The sequence below is a fragment of the Enterobacter cloacae complex sp. SHL012 genome (assembly GCF_049237505.1).
Lineage (GTDB): Bacteria > Pseudomonadota > Gammaproteobacteria > Enterobacterales > Enterobacteriaceae > Enterobacter > Enterobacter kobei.
The window spans coordinates 136,025-157,963 of the sequence record NZ_JBMKIZ010000004.1 but is presented as its reverse complement, the minus strand read 5'-3'; the positions used below and the strand labels follow the sequence as shown (position 1 = coordinate 157,963).

The following is a 21,939-nucleotide window of genomic DNA, read 5'->3' as shown; positions in this document are numbered from 1 at the left end:
ATGATTTGGTGAATATTACGAAAGCGTTATGGCTCCGGCGGCGCAAACCAGGCTGATTTGAAATCAAACCAGCCCAGGGTGTTCATCCGCAGACCGCGCATACTGCGTTGACCCTGGATCATCAGCCAGTGGTGTATCAGAGGTACAATCGCCTGTTCAGCCAGCAATTGCTGACACCAAACGGCAAGATTCATGTCGCCAGCGCGCCACTGGGCAGCGTCCTGCTGCCAGTCACGGTTGATACAGTGCTGGATCAGCGGGATCTCATACAGATGAGAAAAGAGCGAGAAATCGAGCGGCAGGGTGAAGTTGGCGCTGTTTAGCCAGATATCACTGACGATCTCCCCCCGGTGCCATTCGTCATAGTCCACTTCTCTGATCTCCAGCGTCACGCCTTCGGCTGCCAGCAGCCTGGCCATGATCCCGGCGATAAAACGATGCTCCACGTGCTCGCGGTAGTAGGTCAGGGTGATGGACTCCAGCCCGGCAGGTTTGTCGCAGTGCGCCGGGCGGGCGTGGTGCCAGCGCGGAAGCAGGCCGTACGCCGGGAACCAGTATGTCTGGTACTGCTCTTCCGCATGGTAGATCAGATTGGAGGGGGACAGCACGTGGCTGACCCACTGACGAACGGCCTGGTTTGCCCCGCGGTGGGTGCGGCTATCAAACAGCAGGTAGTAGCATCCCTCCTCCAGACGACTCTCCACCGCTTTTTCTCCCGTGGTGGGGCCTTCCAGCGTCAGCCCGCAGCTGAGATCTTCATTGAGATCCGGTAATACCCAGACGTTCACTTCGTCGATCAGTGCCCGATAGCCAAAGTAGTCATCAAACGCGCGAATTTTCAGCTGGTTGTTGTTATTGCGGGACACGGAGTAGGGGCCGGTGCCAATCGGCAGGCTGGCGAAATTGTTCAGCGACTCCCACTCGGCAGGCAAAATCATCGACGGCACATAGCCCAGCAGCCAGGGAAGCCATTTGTCCTGCTGCGACAGCTCAATATCCAGCGTCCATGCCGTCGGGGAATGAACGCGGGAAATGTGTGAATAAAGCGGTAGCTTGCGGGCACGTTCCAGAGAGGCGATGACGTCGCGCATGTCCAGCTCGCGACCGTGGTGAAAGTGGATGCCGGGGCGTAAGAAGAAGCGCCAGTGGCACGGGGAAAGTTGCTGCCAGTGATGCGCGATATCCGCTTCCAGTTCCCCATTTTCCTCATTTATCCGCGTCAGGCCGCTGAAAATCTGCCGGGCCATGTGGGTTTCAGAACGCCGTAACGCCGTGCCGGGTAACAGATTTTTCATCGGACGGTAGTAGAGCACCCGCAGAATGTGGCGGCCCTGACGAAAGCTACGTCCAAGATGTGAGACCAGCATCTGGCGCACGGCGGCTTTGTCGCCCACCAGCTGCACCAGCTGGTCGATGCGATCCTGCTCCAGCAGATCCTCCGCGCGCTGCTGCTGCAACGCCAGACCGGTATAGAGAAAGGTCAAACGTGAGCGCTTCCCGCGTCCTGCCTCCGCTTCCCAGCTTAACCAGCCCTGCTGCTGCATGGTGTTAAGCAGCGTGCGCATATGACGGCGCGAACAGTTGAGCAGGTCAGCCAGCTCGTTGAGCGTGGTCTCCTGCGACTGCCCCTCGCAGCACTGCCAGAGGCGGATAAATTGTTGTTGCAGACGACCAGAAGGCATAAAAGGGGAACTCCTGACAAAAAACCAGCAATTTATTTATCCCTATATTAGGCCAATAATTCTCCCCGATGAAGTGAGGAGGTAAATTATGAAGAGGTCTACCGCACGTCAGTTTTATCAGCAGTACTTTTCAGCGACAAAAGGAGCGTCCTGGCTGGCCCGCCGGTGTGCAGAGCAGCGGCTGAAAATGTTAGAAGAACTGATGCAGTGGGATGTTACGAAACCGACCTCTTCCCGCTAACTCGCCTCGATCATGTGTGACTGAGTATTGGTGTTTATCACCCGCCAGCAAAATGTTTTTGCTGGCTTTTTTCGTTTATTCTTTCACCCAATTTCGATTCGCTTTCACAAGGACTTGCGTATGCTGTGGTTGATGACGATGGGGCGCCGCCTGAATGGCGTATATGCCGCTTTTATGCTGGTAGCCTTTATGATGGGCGTGGCGGGGGCGTTGCAGGCGCCAACGTTGAGCCTGTTCCTCAGCCGCGAGGTGGGGGCGCAGCCGTTTTGGGTCGGCCTGTTTTACACCGTTAACGCCATTGCCGGGATCCTGGTCAGCCTCGCGCTGGCGAAACGATCGGACAGCCAGGGCGATCGCCGCAAGCTGATCCTCTTTTGCTGCGCTATGGCCGTGGGCAACGCGCTACTCTTTGCGTTCAATCGCCATTACCTGACGCTCATTACCTGCGGTGTCCTGCTGGCATCGCTGGCGAATACCGCCATGCCGCAGCTTTTCGCCCTGGCCCGAGAATACGCGGATAACTCCGCGCGGGAAGTGGTGATGTTCAGCTCGGTGATGCGTGCTCAGCTTTCACTGGCATGGGTCATCGGCCCGCCGCTGGCCTTCATGCTGGCGTTGAACTACGGTTTTACCGCCATGTTCTCCATCGCCGCGGCCATTTTTGCCATCAGCCTGGCGCTGATTGCCTTCGTGCTGCCGTCTGTGGCGCGCGTCGAACAGACGACGGATAAGCCGATTACGCAAGTGAGCGGCTGGCAGGACAAAAACGTCCGTATGTTGTTTATCGCCTCCACGCTGATGTGGACCTGCAATACCATGTACATCATTGATATGCCACTGTGGATCAGCAGCGATCTCGGTCTGCCGGACAAGCTCGCCGGGATCTTAATGGGAACGGCTGCCGGGCTGGAGATTCCGGCGATGATTCTTGCAGGGTATTACGTAAAGCGCTTCGGTAAACGCAAAATGATGGTGGTTGCGGTTGCCGCCGGGGTGTTGTTCTATCTTGGGCTGATCTTCTTCCATTCGCGCGAAGCACTGCTGGCGCTGCAGCTGTTCAATGCCATATTCATCGGGATCGTGGCCGGGATCGGCATGCTCTGGTTCCAGGACTTAATGCCGGGACGCGCTGGCTCGGCGACCACGCTTTTCACCAACAGCATTTCGACAGGCGTCATTCTGGCGGGGGTGATTCAGGGAGCGCTGGCGCAGAGCTACGGACATGCCTCGGTTTACTGGATGATTGCCGCGATTTCGGTCATCACGCTTGGGCTGACATGCCGGGTTAAGGATGTTTGATTCTGGAAGGCGGCTTCACGAAATGAAACGACTTTCTGACAGATGAAGGGAAGGCGCATAGAGTGCGTGGCGGGTGCTTGAGGCTGTTTGCCTCAGGCTTTCGCAAGAGGCAAACAGTGGAGAGTCCCACATCAATAAAACTGATGGGGAGACCAACTTCACAACACACATTGCGAGGTTAGTCTCTTCATTGCCGAAAAGCAATAAGGAGGCTGGAATGCCAAAACGTACTCTGTTGTTAGGTTTGTTTCTGATCTGTACGACGCTATTGATCTTCACCTGGATGGTGCGTGATTCGCTATGTGAATTGCATTTCAGACAGGAGAAAACAGAGCTGGCAGCAGTGTTGGCTTACGAAGCAAAACGTTAGCGGTATTGGCGGGGAAGGTTTCCCCGCCTCTCCAGAGTGGTTGAGCCTCAACGCACCCTTATCAATGGCCCGCTTTTCGCGGGCCATTGCCTTTAGCCCATAAACGCAGGCTGTTTTTTCTCGTACGCTGAGATGGCGTCTTCATGCTGGAGCGTCAGACCAATGCTGTCCAGACCGTTCAGCATGCAGTGACGGCGGAATGCATCAATGCTGAAGCTGTAGGTCTTCTCACCCGCTTTAACCACTTCCGCTTCCAGATCCACTTCAAACGCCATGCCCGGATTCGCCTTAACCAGCGCAAACAGCTCATCAACCTGTTCGTCACTCAGCGTCACGGGCAGCAGCTGGTTGTTGAAGCTGTTACCGTAGAAGATATCCGCGAAGCTCGGGGCGATAACCACCTTAAAGCCGTAATCGGTGAGCGCCCAGGGAGCATGTTCACGCGAAGAACCGCAGCCAAAGTTTTCCCGCGCCAGCAGAATGGACGCGCCTGTGTATTCCGGGAAGTTCAGAACGAATTCTGGATTAGGCACTTCGCCTTTGTCATCCAGGAAACGCCAGTCGTTGAACAGGTGTGCACCAAAACCGGTGCGGGTCACTTTCTGCAAAAACTGCTTAGGAATGATGGCGTCAGTATCGACGTTAGCGGCATCCAGGGGGACAACCCGGCCTGTGTGTTGGGTAAATTTCTCTGCCATGATTGTCTCCTTATTTCAGGCTGCGAATGTCGGCGAAATGGCCGGTAACGGCTGCAGCGGCGGCCATTGCCGGGCTGACCAGATGGGTACGCCCACCGCGGCCCTGACGGCCTTCAAAGTTACGGTTGCTGGTGGAAGCACAACGTTCGCCTGGATTCAGACGGTCGTTGTTCATGGCCAGACACATGGAGCATCCCGGCAAACGCCACTCAAAACCTGCTTCGATAAAGATCTTATCCAGCCCTTCCGCTTCTGCCTGAGCCTTCACCGGACCGGAACCGGGAACCACCAGCGCCTGCACGCCCGGCGCAACTTTGCGGCCTTTAGCAATCTCTGCAGCAGCACGTAAATCTTCGATACGGGAGTTGGTACAGGATCCAATGAAGACTTTATCAATGGTCACGTCGGTCAACGGCACACCGGGCTTCAGTCCCATATAGGCCAGCGCTTTCTCCGCACTGGCACGCTCGACCGGATCGGCAAAGGAGGCCGGGTCAGGAATGCTGTCGTTAACGGAAATCACCTGACCCGGGTTGGTGCCCCAGGTCACCTGAGGCGCAATCTCTTCTGCCTGCAGCGTGACAACGGTGTCAAAGGTTGCCCCGTCGTCGGTTTTCAGGGTTTTCCAGTACGCGACCGCATCGTCAAAATCCTGGCCTTTTGGCGCGTGCAGACGACCTTTCACATAGTTGAAGGTCGTTTCGTCTGGTGCCACCAGGCCTGCTTTGGCGCCCATCTCAATGGCCATGTTGCACAGGGTCATACGACCTTCCATGCTCAGCGCCTGAATAGCGTCGCCGCAAAATTCCACTACGTGACCGGTACCGCCTGCGCTGCCGGTTTTGCCGATGATAGCCAGCACGATGTCTTTCGCCGTGATCCCCGGTGCGGCTTTACCTTTCACTTCAATCTTCATGGTTTTGGCGCGGCGCTGTTTCAGGGTCTGCGTCGCCAGAACATGTTCCACTTCAGACGTACCGATACCAAACGCCAGCGCGCCAAACGCGCCGTGCGTTGCGGTATGAGAGTCACCGCATACGATGGTCATGCCCGGCAGGGTAATCCCTTGCTCCGGCCCCATCACGTGGACGATGCCCTGATAAGGGTGGTTCAGATCGTATAACTCCACGCCAAATTCGTTGCAGTTCTTGATCAGTTCCTGCATCTGGATACGTGCCATCTCACCCGACGCATTGATGTTTTTGGTCTGAGTGGAAACGTTATGATCCATCGTCGCGAAGGTTTTTCCCGGCTGACGCACGGGACGCTTGTGCGCACGCAGGCCGTCAAATGCCTGCGGGGAGGTCACTTCGTGTACCAGATGACGGTCGATATACAGCAGTGGGGTTTCGTTTGGTGCTTCGTAGACAACGTGTGCATCAAACAACTTTTCATATAAGGTTTTGGCCATGATTACACCCCTTCAGCGACATAGCGGGCAATGATGTCGCCCATTTCATCAGTACTGACTGCTGCCGTGCCGCGTGCTAAATCACCGGTACGGACGCCTTCTTCTAACGCCCGGTTAATGGCGTTTTCAATTGCGGTTGCTGCATCACCTGCATCAAGGCTGTAGCGCAGCAGCAGAGCCAGGGAGAGGATCTGTGCAATCGGGTTGGCGATGTTTTTGCCTGCGATATCCGGTGCGGAGCCCCCGGCAGGTTCGTACAGCCCGAAGCCTTCTTCATTCAGGCTGGCGGATGGCAACATCCCCATGGAGCCGGTGATCATCGCGCACTCGTCAGACAGGATATCGCCGAACAGGTTAGAGCAGAGCAGCACGTCAAACTGGGAGGGATCCTTAATCAGCTGCATGGTCGCGTTATCAATGTACATATGCGACAGCTCAATGTCCGGATATTGCTTCGCGACTTCGCTGACGATCTCACGCCACAAAATGGACGACTGCAGCACGTTTGCTTTATCAATGGAGGTCACTTTATGACGGCGTTTACGCGCCGACTCAAAGGCGATATGGGCGATACGTTCAATTTCGAAACGGTGATATACCTCGGTATCGAATGCTTTTTCATGCTGGCCGCTGCCTTCGCGGCCCTTTGGCTGACCGAAGTAAATTCCGCCGGTCAGTTCGCGCACGCAGAGAATGTCGAAACCGTTGGCCGCGATATCCGCGCGCAGCGGGCAGAATTCTTCCAGCCCCTGGTAGAGCTTCGCCGGACGCAGATTGCTGAACAACTTAAAGTGTTTACGCAGCGGCAGCAGCGCGCCGCGCTCTGGCTGCTCAGCCGGCGGCAGGTGTTCCCATTTTGGGCCACCGACGGAGCCAAACAGCACGGCGTCGGCATTTTCGCAGCCTTCGACGGTGGCTTTTGGCAGCGGTGTACCGTGGTTATCAATGGCAATACCGCCCACGTCGTAATGGCTGGTGGTGATTTTCATCGCAAAACGCGAGCGAACGGCTTCCAGTACTTTCAGCGCCTGTGCCATCACTTCCGGGCCAATACCGTCACCCGGCAACACAGCAATATGGTAATTCTTCGACATTACACGGTTTCCTTGTTGTTCTCTTTATTCTGAGCTTTGCGTTGCAACTCTTTTTCGACTTCAGCGGCGCGCCAGATGTTGTTCAGGACATGCACCATTGCTTTCGCGGAGGATTCGACAATATCCGTCGCCAGACCCACTCCGTGGAAACGGCGACCGTTGTAATTGACGACGATATCCACCTGGCCTAAAGCGTCTTTACCATGCCCTTTCGCCGTCAGGTCATATTTCACCAGCTCAACGTCGTATTCGGTGACGCGGTTGATTGCCTGATAGATGGCGTCGACAGGGCCGTTACCGTTTGCCGCTTCGGCTTTAATCTCGTCACCACAGGCCAGTTTGACCGAGGCGGTGGCGATGTCGCTGGAGCCGGACTGCACGTTGAAGTAATCCAGACGGAAGTGCTCTGGCTCTTCCTGCTGTTTGTTAATAAAAGCCAGCGCTTCCAGGTCATAGTCGAACACCTGACCTTTTTTGTCGGCCAGCTTCAGGAATGCGTCGTACAGCTGATCCATGTTGTAATCGCTGTCCTGATAACCCATCTCTTCCATACGGTGTTTCACCGCGGCGCGGCCGGAACGGGAGGTCAGGTTCAACTGCACCTGGTTCAGACCGATAGATTCTGGGGTCATGATTTCGTAGTTTTCGCGGTTTTTCAGTACGCCGTCCTGGTGGATACCAGAGGAATGCGCGAACGCGCCCGTGCCGACAATCGCTTTGTTGGCCGGGATCGGCATGTTGCAAATCTGGCTGACGGTCTGGCTGGTGCGCCAAATTTCGTTGTGATTGATGCGGGTGTGCACGTTCATGATGTCTTTGCGCACTTTGATCGCCATGATCACTTCTTCCAGCGAACAGTTGCCCGCGCGTTCACCGATACCGTTCATCGCGCCTTCTACCTGACGCGCTCCGGCGTGGACGGCGGCGATGGCATTGCCCACCGCCAGCCCCAAATCATCGTGGGTGTGGACGGAGATAATTGCTTTATCAATATTCGGTACGCGGTCATACAGGCCGGTGATGATGTTAGAGAACTCAAACGGCATGGTGTAGCCGACGGTGTCCGGGATGTTGATGGTTTTCGCGCCCGCGTTGATGGCGGCTTCCACAACGCGCGCCAGGTCTTCGATTGGCGTACGGCCCGCGTCTTCGCAAGAGAATTCAACGTCATCGGTATAGTTACGTGCGCGCTTAACCATATACACCGCGCGTTCAATCACCTCATCCAGCGTGCTGCGCAATTTGGTTGCGATATGCATTGGCGAGGTAGCAATGAAGGTGTGAATACGGAAGGCTTCGGCCACTTTCAGCGACTCGGCCGCAACGTCGATGTCTTTCTCTACACAGCGTGCCAGGCCACAGACGCGGCTATTTTTAATGGTGCGCGCAATGGTCTGTACAGATTCGAAATCACCCGGAGAAGAGACCGGGAACCCCACCTCCATGACGTCGACGCCCATTCGCTCGAGAGCCAGCGCAATCTGCAGCTTCTCTTTTACACTCAGGCTTGCCTGTAATGCCTGTTCACCGTCACGTAAAGTAGTATCGAAAATAATGACTTGCTGGCTCATGGGTTAGGTCCTTGTCAGTCTTAGGGCGCCTTGCTACGAGCATAAAAAAACCCGCGCAGTGGCGCGGGTTTTTAGTCTTACTGGTGACGATTCAACGCTGAATTTCGCCCGCCAGTCTACCGCGCACAGAAGATGCGTTTAGTAGTAGTAGACCGGTGAAACGATGGGTGCGTGTCATGAATCGTGCTCCGTTAAATTCAATATACTTTTAGTGGTACTGGATACGGCTGTTCATGTCAACCCCTGACGGTAAAAACGGTTCCGACAGACTGAACAGACAGGTTATAGGCTTTAGCTTATTGTGCTGGATTTTGCTTTTCGGGCTATATGAATTGTCTAAAATTGGACTCAAAAAACATTTGCAGAAATAAGTACATTTAGCAGGTATTTTGAAATATGTATTTTTCGTCGTGGATGTTTTCTTTTTAAAGTATTTAATATCATTGATTTACCATTCACATAGGCATTCTTTCTCTCTGGCCGTGAATGAATGGGAATAACAGATTATTAACGTAAGTATACGCAAAGTCGATAACAGTTTAATTATACTTAAGTCATCCTTAACCAGATGACCATTGTGTATTGACTTGGTTTATGGTTTCATTCTAACTATAAAGTCAAATATATCTGTTATGCCGGTTTTTATTTGTGTGTTATCGCGTGATCTTTATATATTCCGATTTTTAAACAATTCTCTTTTGTTGGACGTATTGGCATGGTAAATCATATTTTTCGGGATTATTACAATGCGTCGGCGAAGGACGTGGTGTGTAGCGTGACAGTGGAGTCAGAAGTGTCAGAAAATAATATTAAACAACCTCAAGTTACAGATGGGATTAAACCCCAGCTACGCACGGTGGATCTTAATCTACTGACGGTGTTTGATGCTGTCATGCAGGAGCAGAATATCACCCGGGCGGCGCAAGCGTTGGGGATGTCACAACCTGCCGTGAGTAATGCCGTTGCCAGGCTTAAGGTGATGTTCAACGACGAATTATTCGTTCGCTACGGACGAGGGATTCAGCCTACTGCGCGGGCATTCCAGCTCTTCGGCTCTATTCGCCAGGCTCTGCAACTGGTGCAAAATGAGCTGCCGGGCTCGGGTTTTGAACCGCTAAGCAGTGAACGCGTATTCCATCTCTGCGTCTGCAGTCCGTTAGATAATTATCTGACATCTATTATTTATAATAAGGTTGAAGAGATTGCGCCAAATATTAATCTGGTGTTCAAATCATCCTTAAATCAAAACACAGAACACCAGTTACGTTACCAGGAAACCGAATTTGTCCTGGGATACGAAGAGTTCCGTCGCCCTGAATTTTCGTGCGTGCCGTTGTTTAAAGATGAAATGGTATTGGTTGCCAGTAAAAAACATCCACGACTGAATGCTCCGCTACGTGAAAGTGATGTTTATAGCGAACAACATGCCGTGGTTGCGCTCGACAGATATGCCTCATTTAGTCTGCCGTGGTACGACACAGCAGATAAACAGGCGAGCGTGGCATATCAAGGAATGGCAATGGTCAGCGTATTAAACGTCGTTTCCCAGACGCAGCTGGTGGCTATTGCCCCGCGCTGGCTGGCGGAAGAGTTCTCTGACGCGTTAAATCTGCAAATTTTGCCTCTGCCGCTTAAGCTTAATAGCCGTACCTGTTATCTCTCCTGGCATGAAGCTGCAGGGCGGGACAAAGGGCATCAGTGGATGGAAGAATTACTTATCAGCATCTGCCGCCGTTAATCAGGTCAGGGTAAATTGCATCTTTGCATGTGGTTTATCCTGGTTTTGTTTTGTTAACTACTATTTTATTCTGTTCTGGATCTTTTCTGACGGTTGCCAGACCTGTAAAAATAGATGATTTCCTGAATCATCGCGCTTTTCAGCGATGATTTATCATCTCCTCCTCTAATTACAGATGAATTAACCATATCCTCTGGCAATGTCTGTTTTTTCTGCTTTAACCGCCACTTCGCTCTCCGGGTTTGCTAATTGCCTGCCTCATAACGAGCGGTTAAGGTAAGTATCACTCAGCTAATAGAAGACGGGTTCATCCCGATCGCAAGACGGTGCAGAAATGAATTCGGCGGTCCGTCTATAACAAAATGCCTGGAGGCAAAGCATGGAGATGTTGTCTGGCGCGGAAATGGTCGTCCGATCGCTTATCGATCAGGGCGTGAAACAAGTGTTCGGCTATCCTGGCGGCGCGGTCCTTGATATTTATGATGCACTGCATACGGTAGGCGGCATTGACCATATCCTTGTACGTCATGAACAGGCGGCGGTGCATATGGCTGATGGCCTGGCGCGTGCGACGGGGGAAGTGGGCGTGGTGTTAGTCACGTCGGGACCCGGTGCGACAAACGCTATTACCGGCATTGCGACCGCGTACATGGACTCTATTCCGCTGGTGATCCTCTCCGGGCAGGTGGCAACCTCACTGATTGGCTACGACGCATTTCAGGAGTGCGACATGGTCGGGATATCGCGTCCCGTTGTGAAGCACAGCTTCCTGGTTAAGCAAACCGAAGACATTCCTGGCGTGCTGAAAAAAGCATTCTGGCTGGCGGCAAGCGGACGTCCGGGACCGGTGGTGGTCGATCTGCCTAAAGATATCCTGAATCCGGCAAACAAGCTGCCTTATGTCTGGCCGGAATCGGTAAGCATGCGTTCTTACAACCCCACCACGCAGGGCCACAAAGGCCAGATCAAACGTGCACTGCAGACGCTGCTGGCCGCTAAAAAACCGGTGGTCTATGTCGGCGGTGGGGCAATTAATTCTGCGTGTGAGCCACAGCTTCGTGAACTGATCGAAAAGCTCAATCTTCCTGTTGCGTCGTCGCTGATGGGACTCGGGGCGTTTCCCGCCACCCACCGTCAGGCGCTGGGCATGCTGGGTATGCACGGTACCTATGAAGCCAACATGACGATGCATCATTCCGATGTGATCTTTGCCGTCGGCGTGCGCTTTGACGATCGTACGACCAACAATCTGGCGAAGTATTGCCCGAATGCCACGGTGCTGCACATTGATATCGACCCCACGTCGATTTCAAAAACGGTGTCGGCTGATGTGCCTATCGTCGGCGATGCCCGGCAGGTACTGGAGCAAATGCTGGATCTGCTGACCCAGGAGAGCACGACTCAACCGCTGGATGAGATCCGCGACTGGTGGCTGCAAATTGAGCAGTGGCGCGCGCGCCAGTGTCTGAAATATGACACTCAAAGTGAGCATATTAAGCCTCAGGCCGTGATTGAAGCGGTCTGGCGACTGACGAAAGGCGACGCTTATGTCACTTCAGACGTGGGTCAGCATCAAATGTTCGCCGCCCTCTATTATCCCTTTGATAAACCGCGTCACTGGATCAATTCAGGGGGTTTAGGAACGATGGGCTTTGGTTTGCCTGCCGCGCTGGGCGTGAAGCTGGCACTGCCAAATGAAACCGTCGTCTGCGTGACCGGGGACGGCAGTATCCAGATGAACATTCAGGAACTTTCTACCGCGCTGCAATATGAGTTGCCGGTACTGGTGCTTAACCTCAACAACGGCTATCTCGGTATGGTGAAGCAGTGGCAGGATATGATCTACTCTGGCCGTCACTCTCAGTCATACATGCAGTCGCTGCCGGATTTTGTTCGTCTTGCTGAAGCTTATGGCCACGTGGGGATGCGGGTGACCGATCCCGCTTTGCTGGAATCGTCGCTCGCACAAGCGCTTGAGCAGGTTAAAAACAACCGCCTCGTCTTTATGGATGTCATCGTTGATGGGACCGAGCACGTTTATCCGATGCATATTCGCGGCGGTGGTATGGATGAAATGTGGTTAAGCAAAACGGAGAGAACCTGATATGCGCCGGATATTATCTGTATTGCTGGAAAACGAGTCTGGCGCACTGTCGCGCGTCATTGGGCTTTTCGCGCAGCGCGGCTATAACATAGAAAGCCTGACCGTTGCCCCCACGGACGACCCGACGCTGTCGCGTATGACGATTCAGACCGTTGGTGATGCCAAAGTGCTTGAGCAGATTGAGAAACAGCTGCATAAACTGGTTGATGTCCTGCGCGTGAGCGAGCTGGGGCAGGGGGCTTACGTTGAGCGTGAGGTGATGCTGGTAAAAATTCAGGCCAGCGGCTACGGGCGAGAAGAGGTCAAACGCAATGCGGATATTTTCCGCGGGCAGATCATTGACGTCACGCCTTCTCTTTATACGGTTCAACTGGTCGGGACCAGTGACAAGCTGGACGCTTTTCTGGCGTCCGTGCGGGATGTAGCAAAAATTGTTGAAGTGGCCAGATCGGGCGTTGTGGGTCTGTCACGCGGCGAGAAAATCATGCGTTAGTTGTCAAAAAGGTTCGCCTCTTTCTGCCCGGTCACCAAAGCCGGGCTTTTTTTTTGCGTAATCAGCCAATAACGCAGATAAAAGCGGTTGCCGCGAAGGCTTTTCTGCGTTTAGATGTTAAAAGATTTAACCATAACCTTGACAGGGCCATGGACTCTTTACTTTTTTTAAGGGGCAATTGTGAAACTGGATGAAATCGCCCGGCTAGCCGGCGTGTCACGAACAACGGCCAGCTATGTGATTAACGGTAAAGCAAAGCAGTACCGTGTCAGCGATAAAACCGTTGAAAAAGTTATGGCGGTGGTTCGTGAGCATAACTACCATCCGAATGCTGTCGCTGCCGGCCTGCGCGCCGGGCGCACCCGATCGATTGGTCTGGTGATCCCCGATCTGGAAAATACCAGCTATACCCGTATCGCCAACTATCTTGAGCGTCAGGCTCGCCAGCGCGGCTACCAGTTGCTGATTGCCTGTTCTGAAGATCAGCCGGACAACGAGATGCGCTGCATTGAACATCTGCTCCAGCGCCAGGTGGATGCCATCATTGTATCGACCTCCTTACCGCCAGAGCATCCATTCTACCAGCGCTGGGCGAACGATCCTTTCCCTATCGTTGCGCTGGATCGTGCGCTCGATCGCGAGCATTTCACCAGCGTAGTGGGTGCCGACCAGGATGATGCGGAAATGCTTGCCGCGGAGCTGAGAACCTTCCCTGCTGAAACGGTACTCTATCTTGGCGCATTGCCTGAACTTTCAGTGAGCTTCCTGCGTGAACAGGGGTTCCGAACCGCCTGGAAAGACGATCCGCGTGAAGTTCACTATCTCTACGCCAATAGCTATGAACGTGAAGCCGCTGCGCAGCTCTTTGAGAAATGGCTGGAAACGCACCCGATGCCCCAGGCGCTGTTCACGACATCCTTTGCACTCTTGCAGGGGGTGATGGATGTGACCCTGCGCCGTGAAGGTAAGCTTCCCTCCGACCTGGCTATTGCCACTTTCGGGGATAACGAGCTGCTCGACTTCCTGCAGTGTCCGGTGCTGGCCGTGGCACAGCGTCACCGTGATGTGGCTGAACGCGTACTGGAGATTGTTCTGGCGAGCCTGGATGAGCCGAGAAAACCGAAGCCGGGTCTGACACGTATCAAACGTAATCTCTATCATCGCGGAATTCTTAGCCGCCATAAATGAAATGACGGGGCGGTGAAAACGGCCCCTTATTGCGGGAATAATTCGCTGAGTTAATTCCCGCAATGAAATTAGGATAATTCCTGCAGGATCATAATCTCCTCATTTTCTTAATTCATTTTGGCTTTTAAACTGCCCTTTAAGGAGCCTGAAAGCGATTTTAAACCGCTATCTTTGTATTATTTTGTTACAAACCGGCTTCGGTCGATGAATATTCAGACGTTTTTCCTGGACCCTGACCAGCCAGCGTGGCAACGGCCGCCTTAACCACGCGTCTGAATGAATCTGGCGCTGTTATCCCCTGAGAATCTGTCATAAAATGCTGCCCGCGTCGCAAACTGACACTTTATATTTATCTGCGATGATATTGAGTGAGCTTTAACGCTAGTGTGCATATTCGGTTTTTTTCTTACAAATATTCATAACGTTAATTTTGCCTCGCCAGTTGTTCAGTTATTAGTCAGGTCTGTTTATCTCTGTAAATAGAGGGCTTTCGGGTCCTTATAGGGAGAGTCCTGGCTTGACAAGCTTTTCCCTCGCTCCGTAAACTCCTTTAGGTGGGAATTTGTGGGTTAAAGTGGTGAGGAGGGGTGAGACTGGCATGTTCCGTGGAGCTACGTTAGTCAATCTCGACAGCAAAGGGCGTTTATCGGTGCCAACCCGATACCGCGACCAGCTGATTGAGAACGCTTCGGGTCAAATGGTTTGCACCATTGACATCAACTCCCCCTGCCTGCTGCTTTACCCCTTACCCGAATGGGAAATTATTGAGCAAAAGCTGTCGCGACTGTCGAGCATGAACCCGCAAGAGCGCCGCGTACAGCGGCTGTTATTGGGACATGCCAGTGAGTGTCAGATGGATAGCGCCGGGCGATTACTGATTGCGCCTGTGCTGCGGCAACATGCCGGTCTGACTAAAGAAGTGATGCTGGTCGGGCAGTTCAACAAGTTTGAACTGTGGGATGAAACGACCTGGTATCAACAGGTCAAGGAAGATATCGACGCTGAGCAGTCCGATTCCGCAACTTTATCGGAACGGCTGCAGGACTTGTCTCTATAAATATGATGGAAAATTATAAACACAAAACGGTGTTACTGGATGAGGCCGTGAACGGCCTGAATATTCGTCCGGATGGCATCTACATTGATGGTACGTTTGGTCGCGGTGGTCACTCGCGTTTGATTCTCTCCCAGCTTGGAGAGGAAGGACGTCTGCTGGCAATTGATCGCGATCCGCAGGCGATTGCCGTTGCACAGACCATCAATGACCCTCGCTTTTCCATCGTGCATGGACCTTTCTCTGCGCTCGCCGATTACGTTGCCGAGCGCGGCCTGACGGGCAAGATCGACGGGATTCTTCTCGATCTTGGCGTCTCTTCACCACAGCTTGATGATGCTGAACGCGGTTTCTCCTTTATGCGTGATGGTCCGCTGGATATGCGTATGGACCCGACGCGCGGCCAGTCTGCTGCCGAATGGCTGCAGACCGCTGACGAAGCGGATATTGCATGGGTGATCAAAACCTTTGGCGAAGAACGTTTTGGCAAGCGCATTGCGCGCGCCATCGTTGAGCGCAACCGCGTTGAGCCCATGACCCGTACCAAAGAGCTGGCCGAAGTGATCGCGGCGGCGACGCCGGTGAAGGATAAGCACAAACATCCCGCGACCCGTACCTTCCAGGCGGTGCGCATCTGGGTAAACAGTGAACTGGAGGAAATAGAGCTGGCGCTAAAAAGCTCGCTCGACGTACTGGCCCCGGGTGGGCGGTTATCCATCATCAGCTTCCATTCGCTGGAAGACCGCATTGTGAAGCGCTTTATGCGTGAGCAAAGCCGCGGTCCTCAGGTTCCTGCGGGGTTGCCGATGACGGAAGAACAACTCAGGAAGCTGGGTGGTCGTCAGTTGCGAGCATTAGGCAAGTTGATGCCGGGCGAAGAAGAGGTGGCAGAGAATCCACGCGCCCGTAGTTCAGTGCTGCGAGTTGCAGAGAGGACGAACGCATGATCAGCAGAGTGACAGAAACCCTAAGCAAAGTTAAGGGATCGTTAGGAAGCAACGAGCGCCATGCCTTGCCTGGCGTGATCGGCGACGATCTTTTGCGGTTCGGGAAACTGCCACTCTGCCTGTTCATTTGCATCATTGTTACGGCAGTCACGGTGGTCACCACAGCCCACCATACACGTTTATTGACTGCGCAACGCGAGCAGATGGTACTGGAACGCGATGCGCTGGATATTGAATGGCGAAATCTGATCCTTGAAGAAAACGCGCTCGGCGATCACAGCCGGGTTGAACGGATCGCAACGGAAAAGCTGCAACTGCAGCATGTTGATCCTTCCCAGGAAAATATCGTAGTACAAAAATAAGGGAAAACGCGACGCATGAAAGCAGCGGCAAAAACGCTAAAACCAAAACGTCAGGAAGAACAGGCCAACTTTGTCAGTTGGCGTTTTGCGTTGCTTTGCGGCTGCATTTTACTGGCGCTGGGTTTCCTGCTGGGACGTGTGGCGTGGTTGCAAATCATCGCCCCTGACATGCTGGTACGTCAGGGTGATATGCGCTCTCTACGTGTGCAGGAAGTGTCGACATCACGTGGGATGATCACTGACCGTTCTGGTCGCCCGCTGGCCGTGAGTGTGCCGGTAAAAGCGATTTGGGCCGACCCGAAAGAGCTGCACGACGCCGGTGGCATTACGCTGGACAACCGCTGGAAAGCGCTGTCAGATGCCCTGAAAATGCCGCTGGATCAGCTGGCTTCCCGCGTTAACGCCAACCCGAAAGGGCGTTTTATCTATCTGGCGCGTCAGGTTAACCCTGACATGGCGGACTACATTCGTAAACTGAAGCTGCCGGGCATTCATCTGCGTGAGGAATCCCGTCGTTATTATCCGTCCGGCGAAGTAACCGCTCACCTCATCGGCTTCACTAACGTCGATAGCCAGGGGATTGAGGGCGTTGAAAAAAGCTTCGATAAGTGGCTCACCGGCCAGCCGGGCGAGCGCATTGTGCGTAAAGACCGCTATGGGCGCGTCATCGAAGATATTTCCTCTACGGACAGCCAGGCGGCACACAACCTGGCACTGAGTATCGACGAGCGCTTGCAGGCGCTGGTTTATCGCGAGCTGAACAACGCCGTAGCGTTCAACAAAGCGGAGTCTGGCAGTGCCGTGCTGGTTGATGTCAGCACCGGCGAAGTGCTGGCGATGGCTAACAGTCCGTCCTACAACCCGAATAACTTTACCGGTACCGCAAAAGATGCGATGCGTAACCGGGCAATTACCGACGTGTTCGAACCTGGCTCCACGGTGAAACCGATGGTGGTGATGACGGCGCTTCAGCGCGGCATCGTCAATGAAAACACGGTTCTGAACACGATCCCTTACCGTATCAACGGCCACGAGATTAAAGACGTGGCGCGCTACAGCGAATTGACCCTGACCGGGGTGTTACAGAAGTCGAGTAACGTCGGTGTTTCAAAGCTGGCGTTAGCGATGCCGTCCTCAGCGTTAGTAGAGACTTACTCACGTTTTGGACTGGGAAAGGCGACCAATTTGGGGTTGGTCGGAGAACGCAGTGGCTTATATCCTCAAAAACAACGGTGGTCTGACATAGAGAGGGCCACCTTCTCTTTCGGCTATGGGCTAATGGTAACTCCGTTACAGTTAGCGCGAGTCTACGCAACGATTGGCAGCTATGGCGTCTATCGCCCGCTGTCGATTACCAAAGTTGATCCACCGGTTCCGGGCGAGCGTATCTTCCCGGAATCCATCGTTCGTACCGTTGTGCACATGATGGAAAGCGTGGCGCTGCCCGGCGGCGGCGGCGTGAAGGCGGCGATCAAAGGCTATCGCATTGCCATTAAAACCGGTACAGCGAAAAAGGTGGGGCCAGACGGCCGCTACATCAACAAATACATTGCCTATACCGCAGGCGTAGCGCCTGCAAGCAATCCGCGTTTTGCGCTGGTGGTCGTCATAAACGATCCACAGGCGGGTAAATACTACGGCGGCGCCGTCTCCGCGCCTGTGTTCGGAGCTATCATGGGCGGCGTGTTACGTACCATGAATATTGAACCGGATGCGCTGGCGACGGGCGAAAAAAGTGAATTTGTAATTAATCAAGGCGAGGGTACAGGTGGCAGATCGTAATTTGCGCGACCTTCTCGCTCCGTGGGTGCCAAATGCACCGGAGCGAGCACTGCGAGAGATGGTACTGGACAGCCGCGTTGCGGCTTCTGGCGATCTTTTTGTGGCGGTGGTCGGTCATCAGGCGGACGGGCGTCGTTATATCCCGCAGGCGATTGCGCAAGGTGTTGCTGCCATTATTGCTGAGGCCAAAGATGAGGCAACCGACGGTGAGATCCGTGAAATGCACGGTGTGCCGGTTATCTATCTCAGCCAGTTGAATGAACGTCTCTCTGCTCTGGCAGGACGTTTTTATCACGAACCTTCCGACCAGCTGCGTCTGGTTGGCGTGACGGGCACGAACGGAAAAACCACCACCACGCAGCTGATGGCGCAATGGGCCCAGTTGCTGGGTGAAACCGGCGCGGTAATGGGCACCGTGGGTAACGGCCTGCTGGGCAAAGTTAGCCCAACGGAAAACACCACCGGCTCGGCAGTTGACGTACAGCATGTTCTTGCCGGTCTGGCAGGGCAGGGGGCAACCTTTGCTGCGATGGAAGTTTCTTCGCACGGTCTGGTACAGCATCGTGTTGCGGCGCTGAAGTTTGCCGCCTCTGTGTTTACCAACCTGAGTCGCGATCATCTTGATTATCATGGTGATATGGAGCATTACGAAGCCGCGAAATGGCTGCTGTTCTCGACTCACCATTACGGACAAGCCATCATCAACGCCGATGATGAAGTCGGTCGCCGCTGGCTTGCGAAGCTGCCAGACGCGGTTGCGGTGTCGATGGAAGACCATATCAATCCCAACTGCCACGGCCGCTGGCTGAAGGCCGTTGACGTTAACTATCACGACAGCGGGGCGACGATCCGCTTTGCCTCTTCATGGGGCGAAGGTGAAATTGAAAGTCGCCTGATGGGCGCATTTAACGTCAGCAATCTGCTGCTGGCGCTGGCGACGCTGCTGGCGCTGGGCTACCCAATGGCTGAACTGCTGAAGACCTCGGCACGTCTGCAGCCTGTTTGCGGTCGTATGGAAGTGTTTAGCGCGCCGGGCAAACCGACCGTGGTTGTCGATTATGCCCACACGCCGGATGCGCTGGAAAAAGCGCTGGAAGCGGCCCGCCTGCACTGTACCGGTAAACTGTGGTGCGTCTTTGGCTGCGGCGGCGATCGCGATAAAGGCAAACGTCCACTGATGGGCGCCATTGCGGAACAGTTCGCGGATATTCCGGTAGTGACCGATGACAACCCGCGTACGGAAGAGCCGCGCGCCATCATCAACGACATTCTGGCGGGCATGCTGGACGCCGGTCGCGCCCGCGTGGTGGAGGGCCGTGCGGAAGCCGTGACCAACACCATCATGCAGGCCAAAGAAAATGATGTGGTTCTGCTGGCAGGTAAAGGCCACGAAGATTATCAGATTGTTGGCAATCGTCGTCTGGACTACTCCGACCGCGTAACGGCAGCGCGTCTGCTGGGAGTCGTCGCATGATTAGCATCACCTTAAGCCGGGCCGCTGCGGTACTGCACGGCGAACTGTTGGGTCCAGATCTGACCATTGACGCGGTAACCACCGACACCCGCAAAGTGACCGCGGGTTGTCTGTTTGTGGCGCTGAAAGGCGAGCGTTTTGACGCGCATGATTTTGCCGGGCAGGCTAAAGAAAACGGCGCTGGCGCGCTGCTGGTCAGCCGTAAACTCGATATCGAACTGCCGCAAATTGTAGTGAAAGATACGCGTCTCGCCTTCGGTGAACTGGCCGCCTGGGTTCGTCAGCAGGTGCCAGCTCGCGTTGTCGCGCTAACCGGATCATCAGGCAAAACGTCAGTGAAAGAGATGACGGCGGCGATCCTCAGCCAGTGCGGCAATACACTTTATACCGCGGGCAACCTCAATAATGACATCGGCGTGCCGATGACATTACTTCGCCTGACCAACGAGCACGAATTTGCGGTGATCGAGTTAGGGGCAAACCACCAGGGGGAAATCGCCTGGACCGTGAGCCTGACGCGCCCGGAAGCGGCGCTGGTGAATAACCTGGCGGCGGCACATCTGGAAGGCTTTGGCTCGCTGGAAGGCGTGGCGAAAGCGAAAGGCGAGATCTACACCGGTCTGCCCGCTGACGGTATTGCCATTCTCAATGCCGACAACAACGACTGGCTGAACTGGCAGAACATCATCGGTTCGCGTAAAACCTGGCGCTTCTCGCCGAATGCGGCCAACAGTGATTTTACCGCGACCAATATTCATGTGACGTCGCACGGTACAGAGTTCACGCTCACGACCCCAACGGGTGACGTAGACGTGCTGTTACCGCTGCCGGGTCGCCATAACATCGCCAATGCGCTTGCGGCTGCGGCGTTGTCGACGGCCGTGGGCGCGTCGCATGAGGCGATTAAAACCGGGCTGGCAACGTTAAAAGCCGTGCCGGGACGCCTGTTCCCGATCCCGCTTACGGAAAACAAGCTGCTGCTGGATGACTCTTATAACGCGAACGTTGGCTCAATGACGGCGGCGGTGCAGGTGTTATCTGAAATGCCAGGCTACCGCGTCATGGTGGTCGGCGATATGGCCGAGCTGGGCGACGAAAGCGAAGCCTGTCATATCCAGGTCGGGGAAGCGGCGAAAGCGTCAGGGCTGGACTGTGTGCTGAGCGCAGGAAAACTGAGCGAGGCGATTAGCCGTGCCAGCGGCGTTGGCGAACATTTTGCCGATAAAGCTGCGTTGATTGAGCGCCTGAAGGCGTTGATTACAGAAAAACAAATTGTGACTGTGTTAGTGAAAGGTTCACGTAGTGCCGCCATGGAAGAGGTTGTGCACGCATTACAGGAGAACGGGACATGCTAGTTTGGCTGGCCGAACATTTGGTCAAATATTATTCAGGCTTTAACGTCTTTTCCTATCTGACGTTTCGTGCCATCGTCAGCCTGCTGACTGCGCTGTTCATCTCATTGTGGATGGGCCCGCGCATGATTGCCCGTCTGCAAAAACTCTCTTTCGGCCAGGTGGTGCGTAACGACGGTCCTGAGTCGCACTTCAGTAAACGCGGTACGCCGACCATGGGCGGGATTATGATCCTGACTGCAATCGTTGTCTCCGTACTGCTGTGGGCGTATCCGTCTAACCCATACGTCTGGTGCGTGCTTACCGTGCTGGTGGGCTATGGGATCATTGGTTTTGTGGATGATTACCGCAAAGTCGTTCGCAAAGATACTAAAGGCCTGATTGCCCGCTGGAAGTACTTCTGGATGTCGGTGATCGCGCTTGGTGTGGCCTTCGCGCTCTACCTGGCAGGAAAAGACACGCCCGCGACCGAGCTGGTGGTGCCGTTCTTTAAAGACGTCATGCCGCAGCTGGGGCTGTTCTATATCCTGCTGGCCTACTTTGTGATTGTCGGCACCGGCAACGCCGTCAACCTGACCGATGGCCTGGATGGTCTGGCCATTATGCCAACCGTCTTTGTGGCGGCCGGTTTTGCACTGGTGGCGTGGGCGACCGGTAACATGAACTTTGCTAACTACCTGCACATCCCTTATCTGCGACACGCGGGTGAGCTGGTGATCGTCTGTACGGCGATTGTCGGCGCGGGGCTGGGCTTCCTGTGGTTCAACACCTATCCGGCGCAGGTCTTTATGGGCGACGTCGGTTCTCTGGCGCTGGGCGGCGCGCTGGGCATCATCGCCGTGCTGCTGCGTCAGGAGTTCCTGCTGGTGATCATGGGCGGTGTGTTTGTGGTCGAGACCCTGTCGGTGATTTTGCAGGTCGGCTCCTTCAAGCTGCGCGGTCAGCGCATCTTCCGTATGGCGCCAATTCACCACCACTATGAACTGAAAGGCTGGCCGGAGCCGCGCGTGATTGTGCGCTTCTGGATTATTTCGCTGATGCTGGTGCTGATTGGCCTGGCAACGCTGAAGGTACGTTAA

General features: G+C 54.4%; 20 protein-coding genes. 14 read left to right on the top strand and 6 right to left on the bottom strand.

The genetic code is table 11. The features are described from left to right. Positions 1-26: 26 nt before the first annotated feature. Positions 27-1,682 (bottom strand): HTH-type transcriptional regulator SgrR, encoded by a 1,656-nt coding sequence (sgrR, locus tag ACOTY9_RS15255; protein WP_014882528.1) that lies wholly within the window; start codon positions 1,680-1,682, stop codon positions 27-29. Between the two features lie 88 nt (positions 1,683-1,770). On the opposite strand from sgrR, the gene sgrT reads away from it, so the two are divergent. The 3 genes from sgrT (at position 1,771) to ACOTY9_RS15240 (ending at position 3,592) form a co-directional block, all read left to right on the top strand. Beyond that, positions 1,771-1,923, top strand: a complete 153-nt coding sequence (gene sgrT, locus ACOTY9_RS15250) for a glucose uptake inhibitor SgrT (protein ID WP_014882529.1) — start codon at positions 1,771-1,773, stop codon at positions 1,921-1,923. Positions 1,924-2,043: 120 nt separating this feature from the next. Beyond that, a complete protein-coding gene (locus ACOTY9_RS15245) occupies positions 2,044-3,222 on the top strand; it encodes a sugar efflux transporter (protein ID WP_045134566.1) in 1,179 nt (392 codons plus the stop codon). 217 nt (positions 3,223-3,439) lie between these two features. Further along, positions 3,440-3,592, top strand: a complete 153-nt coding sequence (locus ACOTY9_RS15240; protein ID WP_010427008.1) for a Hok/Gef family protein — start codon at positions 3,440-3,442, stop codon at positions 3,590-3,592. Positions 3,593-3,684: 92 nt separating this feature from the next. On the opposite strand, the gene leuD is transcribed toward ACOTY9_RS15240, so the two are convergent. From leuD to leuL, 5 genes are all read right to left on the bottom strand, one after another. Beyond that, positions 3,685-4,290: a 3-isopropylmalate dehydratase small subunit gene (leuD, locus tag ACOTY9_RS15235; RefSeq protein WP_014882531.1), complete on the bottom strand. Its 606-nt coding sequence runs from the start codon at positions 4,288-4,290 to the stop codon at positions 3,685-3,687. A 10-nt stretch (positions 4,291-4,300) separates the two neighbouring features. Then, positions 4,301-5,701, bottom strand: a complete 1,401-nt coding sequence (gene leuC / locus ACOTY9_RS15230; RefSeq protein WP_421637377.1) for a 3-isopropylmalate dehydratase large subunit — start codon at positions 5,699-5,701, stop codon at positions 4,301-4,303. Between the two features lie 2 nt (positions 5,702-5,703). Next, positions 5,704-6,795 (bottom strand): 3-isopropylmalate dehydrogenase, encoded by a 1,092-nt coding sequence (gene leuB, locus ACOTY9_RS15225; RefSeq protein ID WP_048960675.1) that lies wholly within the window; start codon positions 6,793-6,795, stop codon positions 5,704-5,706. After that, complete coding sequence (gene leuA / locus ACOTY9_RS15220) at positions 6,795-8,366, bottom strand: 2-isopropylmalate synthase (protein WP_014882534.1); 1,572 nt, start codon at positions 8,364-8,366, stop codon at positions 6,795-6,797. The genes leuB and leuA overlap by 1 nt, the downstream gene beginning before the upstream one ends. A 91-nt stretch (positions 8,367-8,457) precedes the next feature. Beyond that, a complete protein-coding gene (leuL, locus tag ACOTY9_RS15215) occupies positions 8,458-8,544 on the bottom strand; it encodes a leu operon leader peptide (protein ID WP_099458923.1) in 87 nt (28 codons plus the stop codon). Between the two features lie 615 nt (positions 8,545-9,159). Here leuL and leuO point away from each other — a divergent pair. The 11 genes from leuO to mraY all read left to right on the top strand — a co-directional run bounded on the left by leuO (position 9,160) and on the right by mraY (position 21,939). Next, a complete protein-coding gene (leuO, locus tag ACOTY9_RS15210; RefSeq protein WP_032629721.1) occupies positions 9,160-10,104 on the top strand; it encodes a transcriptional regulator LeuO in 945 nt (314 codons plus the stop codon). Between the two features lie 379 nt (positions 10,105-10,483). Beyond that, a complete protein-coding gene (gene ilvI, locus ACOTY9_RS15205) occupies positions 10,484-12,208 on the top strand; it encodes an acetolactate synthase 3 large subunit (protein WP_014882535.1) in 1,725 nt (574 codons plus the stop codon). Position 12,209: 1 nt separating this feature from the next. Next, positions 12,210-12,701, top strand: a complete 492-nt coding sequence (ilvN, locus tag ACOTY9_RS15200; protein ID WP_014882536.1) for an acetolactate synthase small subunit — start codon at positions 12,210-12,212, stop codon at positions 12,699-12,701. Between the two features lie 180 nt (positions 12,702-12,881). Then, the gene (cra, locus tag ACOTY9_RS15195) at positions 12,882-13,889 is read left to right on the top strand and encodes a catabolite repressor/activator (RefSeq protein ID WP_014168621.1); all 1,008 of its coding nucleotides are present in this window, start codon (positions 12,882-12,884) and stop codon (positions 13,887-13,889) included. Between the two features lie 598 nt (positions 13,890-14,487). Continuing rightward, complete coding sequence (mraZ, locus tag ACOTY9_RS15190; protein WP_014882537.1) at positions 14,488-14,946, top strand: division/cell wall cluster transcriptional repressor MraZ; 459 nt, start codon at positions 14,488-14,490, stop codon at positions 14,944-14,946. Positions 14,947-14,948: 2 nt separating this feature from the next. Beyond that, complete coding sequence (gene rsmH / locus ACOTY9_RS15185) at positions 14,949-15,890, top strand: 16S rRNA (cytosine(1402)-N(4))-methyltransferase RsmH (protein WP_014882538.1); 942 nt, start codon at positions 14,949-14,951, stop codon at positions 15,888-15,890. Then, complete coding sequence (gene ftsL / locus ACOTY9_RS15180) at positions 15,887-16,252, top strand: cell division protein FtsL (RefSeq protein ID WP_014068894.1); 366 nt, start codon at positions 15,887-15,889, stop codon at positions 16,250-16,252. The genes rsmH and ftsL overlap by 4 nt, the downstream gene beginning before the upstream one ends. Before the next feature lie 15 nt (positions 16,253-16,267). Beyond that, entirely contained in the window at positions 16,268-18,034 is a 1,767-nt protein-coding gene (locus ACOTY9_RS15175; RefSeq protein WP_014882539.1) for a peptidoglycan glycosyltransferase FtsI, read from the top strand. Further along, entirely contained in the window at positions 18,021-19,508 is a 1,488-nt protein-coding gene (murE, locus tag ACOTY9_RS15170) for a UDP-N-acetylmuramoyl-L-alanyl-D-glutamate--2,6-diaminopimelate ligase (protein WP_014882540.1), read from the top strand. Before ACOTY9_RS15175 ends, murE begins: the two co-directional genes overlap by 14 nt. Then, positions 19,505-20,863, top strand: a complete 1,359-nt coding sequence (gene murF / locus ACOTY9_RS15165) for a UDP-N-acetylmuramoyl-tripeptide--D-alanyl-D-alanine ligase (RefSeq protein WP_071922592.1) — start codon at positions 19,505-19,507, stop codon at positions 20,861-20,863. Before murE ends, murF begins: the two co-directional genes overlap by 4 nt. Next, complete coding sequence (gene mraY / locus ACOTY9_RS15160) at positions 20,857-21,939, top strand: phospho-N-acetylmuramoyl-pentapeptide-transferase (protein WP_008501985.1); 1,083 nt, start codon at positions 20,857-20,859, stop codon at positions 21,937-21,939. The genes murF and mraY overlap by 7 nt, the downstream gene beginning before the upstream one ends.

Excerpts from the sequence above, each read along its gene's own strand:
- sgrR (WP_014882528.1), bottom strand. The coding sequence starts at position 1,682 with ATGCCTTCTGGTCGTCTGCAACAACAATTTATCCGCCTCTGGCAGTGC.
- sgrT (WP_014882529.1), top strand. The coding sequence starts at position 1,771 with ATGAAGAGGTCTACCGCACGTCAGTTTTATCAGCAGTACTTTTCAGCG.
- ACOTY9_RS15245 (WP_045134566.1), top strand. The coding sequence starts at position 2,044 with ATGCTGTGGTTGATGACGATGGGGCGCCGCCTGAATGGCGTATATGCC.
- ACOTY9_RS15240 (WP_010427008.1), top strand. The coding sequence starts at position 3,440 with ATGCCAAAACGTACTCTGTTGTTAGGTTTGTTTCTGATCTGTACGACG.
- leuD (WP_014882531.1), bottom strand. The coding sequence starts at position 4,290 with ATGGCAGAGAAATTTACCCAACACACAGGCCGGGTTGTCCCCCTGGAT.
- leuC (WP_421637377.1), bottom strand. The coding sequence starts at position 5,701 with ATGGCCAAAACCTTATATGAAAAGTTGTTTGATGCACACGTTGTCTAC.
- leuB (WP_048960675.1), bottom strand. The coding sequence starts at position 6,795 with ATGTCGAAGAATTACCATATTGCTGTGTTGCCGGGTGACGGTATTGGC.
- leuA (WP_014882534.1), bottom strand. The coding sequence starts at position 8,366 with ATGAGCCAGCAAGTCATTATTTTCGATACTACTTTACGTGACGGTGAA.
- leuL (WP_099458923.1), bottom strand. The coding sequence starts at position 8,544 with ATGACACGCACCCATCGTTTCACCGGTCTACTACTACTAAACGCATCT.
- ilvI (WP_014882535.1), top strand. The coding sequence starts at position 10,484 with ATGGAGATGTTGTCTGGCGCGGAAATGGTCGTCCGATCGCTTATCGAT.
- ilvN (WP_014882536.1), top strand. The coding sequence starts at position 12,210 with ATGCGCCGGATATTATCTGTATTGCTGGAAAACGAGTCTGGCGCACTG.
- mraZ (WP_014882537.1), top strand. The coding sequence starts at position 14,488 with ATGTTCCGTGGAGCTACGTTAGTCAATCTCGACAGCAAAGGGCGTTTA.
- rsmH (WP_014882538.1), top strand. The coding sequence starts at position 14,949 with ATGATGGAAAATTATAAACACAAAACGGTGTTACTGGATGAGGCCGTG.
- ftsL (WP_014068894.1), top strand. The coding sequence starts at position 15,887 with ATGATCAGCAGAGTGACAGAAACCCTAAGCAAAGTTAAGGGATCGTTA.
- ACOTY9_RS15175 (WP_014882539.1), top strand. The coding sequence starts at position 16,268 with ATGAAAGCAGCGGCAAAAACGCTAAAACCAAAACGTCAGGAAGAACAG.
- murF (WP_071922592.1), top strand. The coding sequence starts at position 19,505 with ATGATTAGCATCACCTTAAGCCGGGCCGCTGCGGTACTGCACGGCGAA.
- mraY (WP_008501985.1), top strand. The coding sequence starts at position 20,857 with ATGCTAGTTTGGCTGGCCGAACATTTGGTCAAATATTATTCAGGCTTT.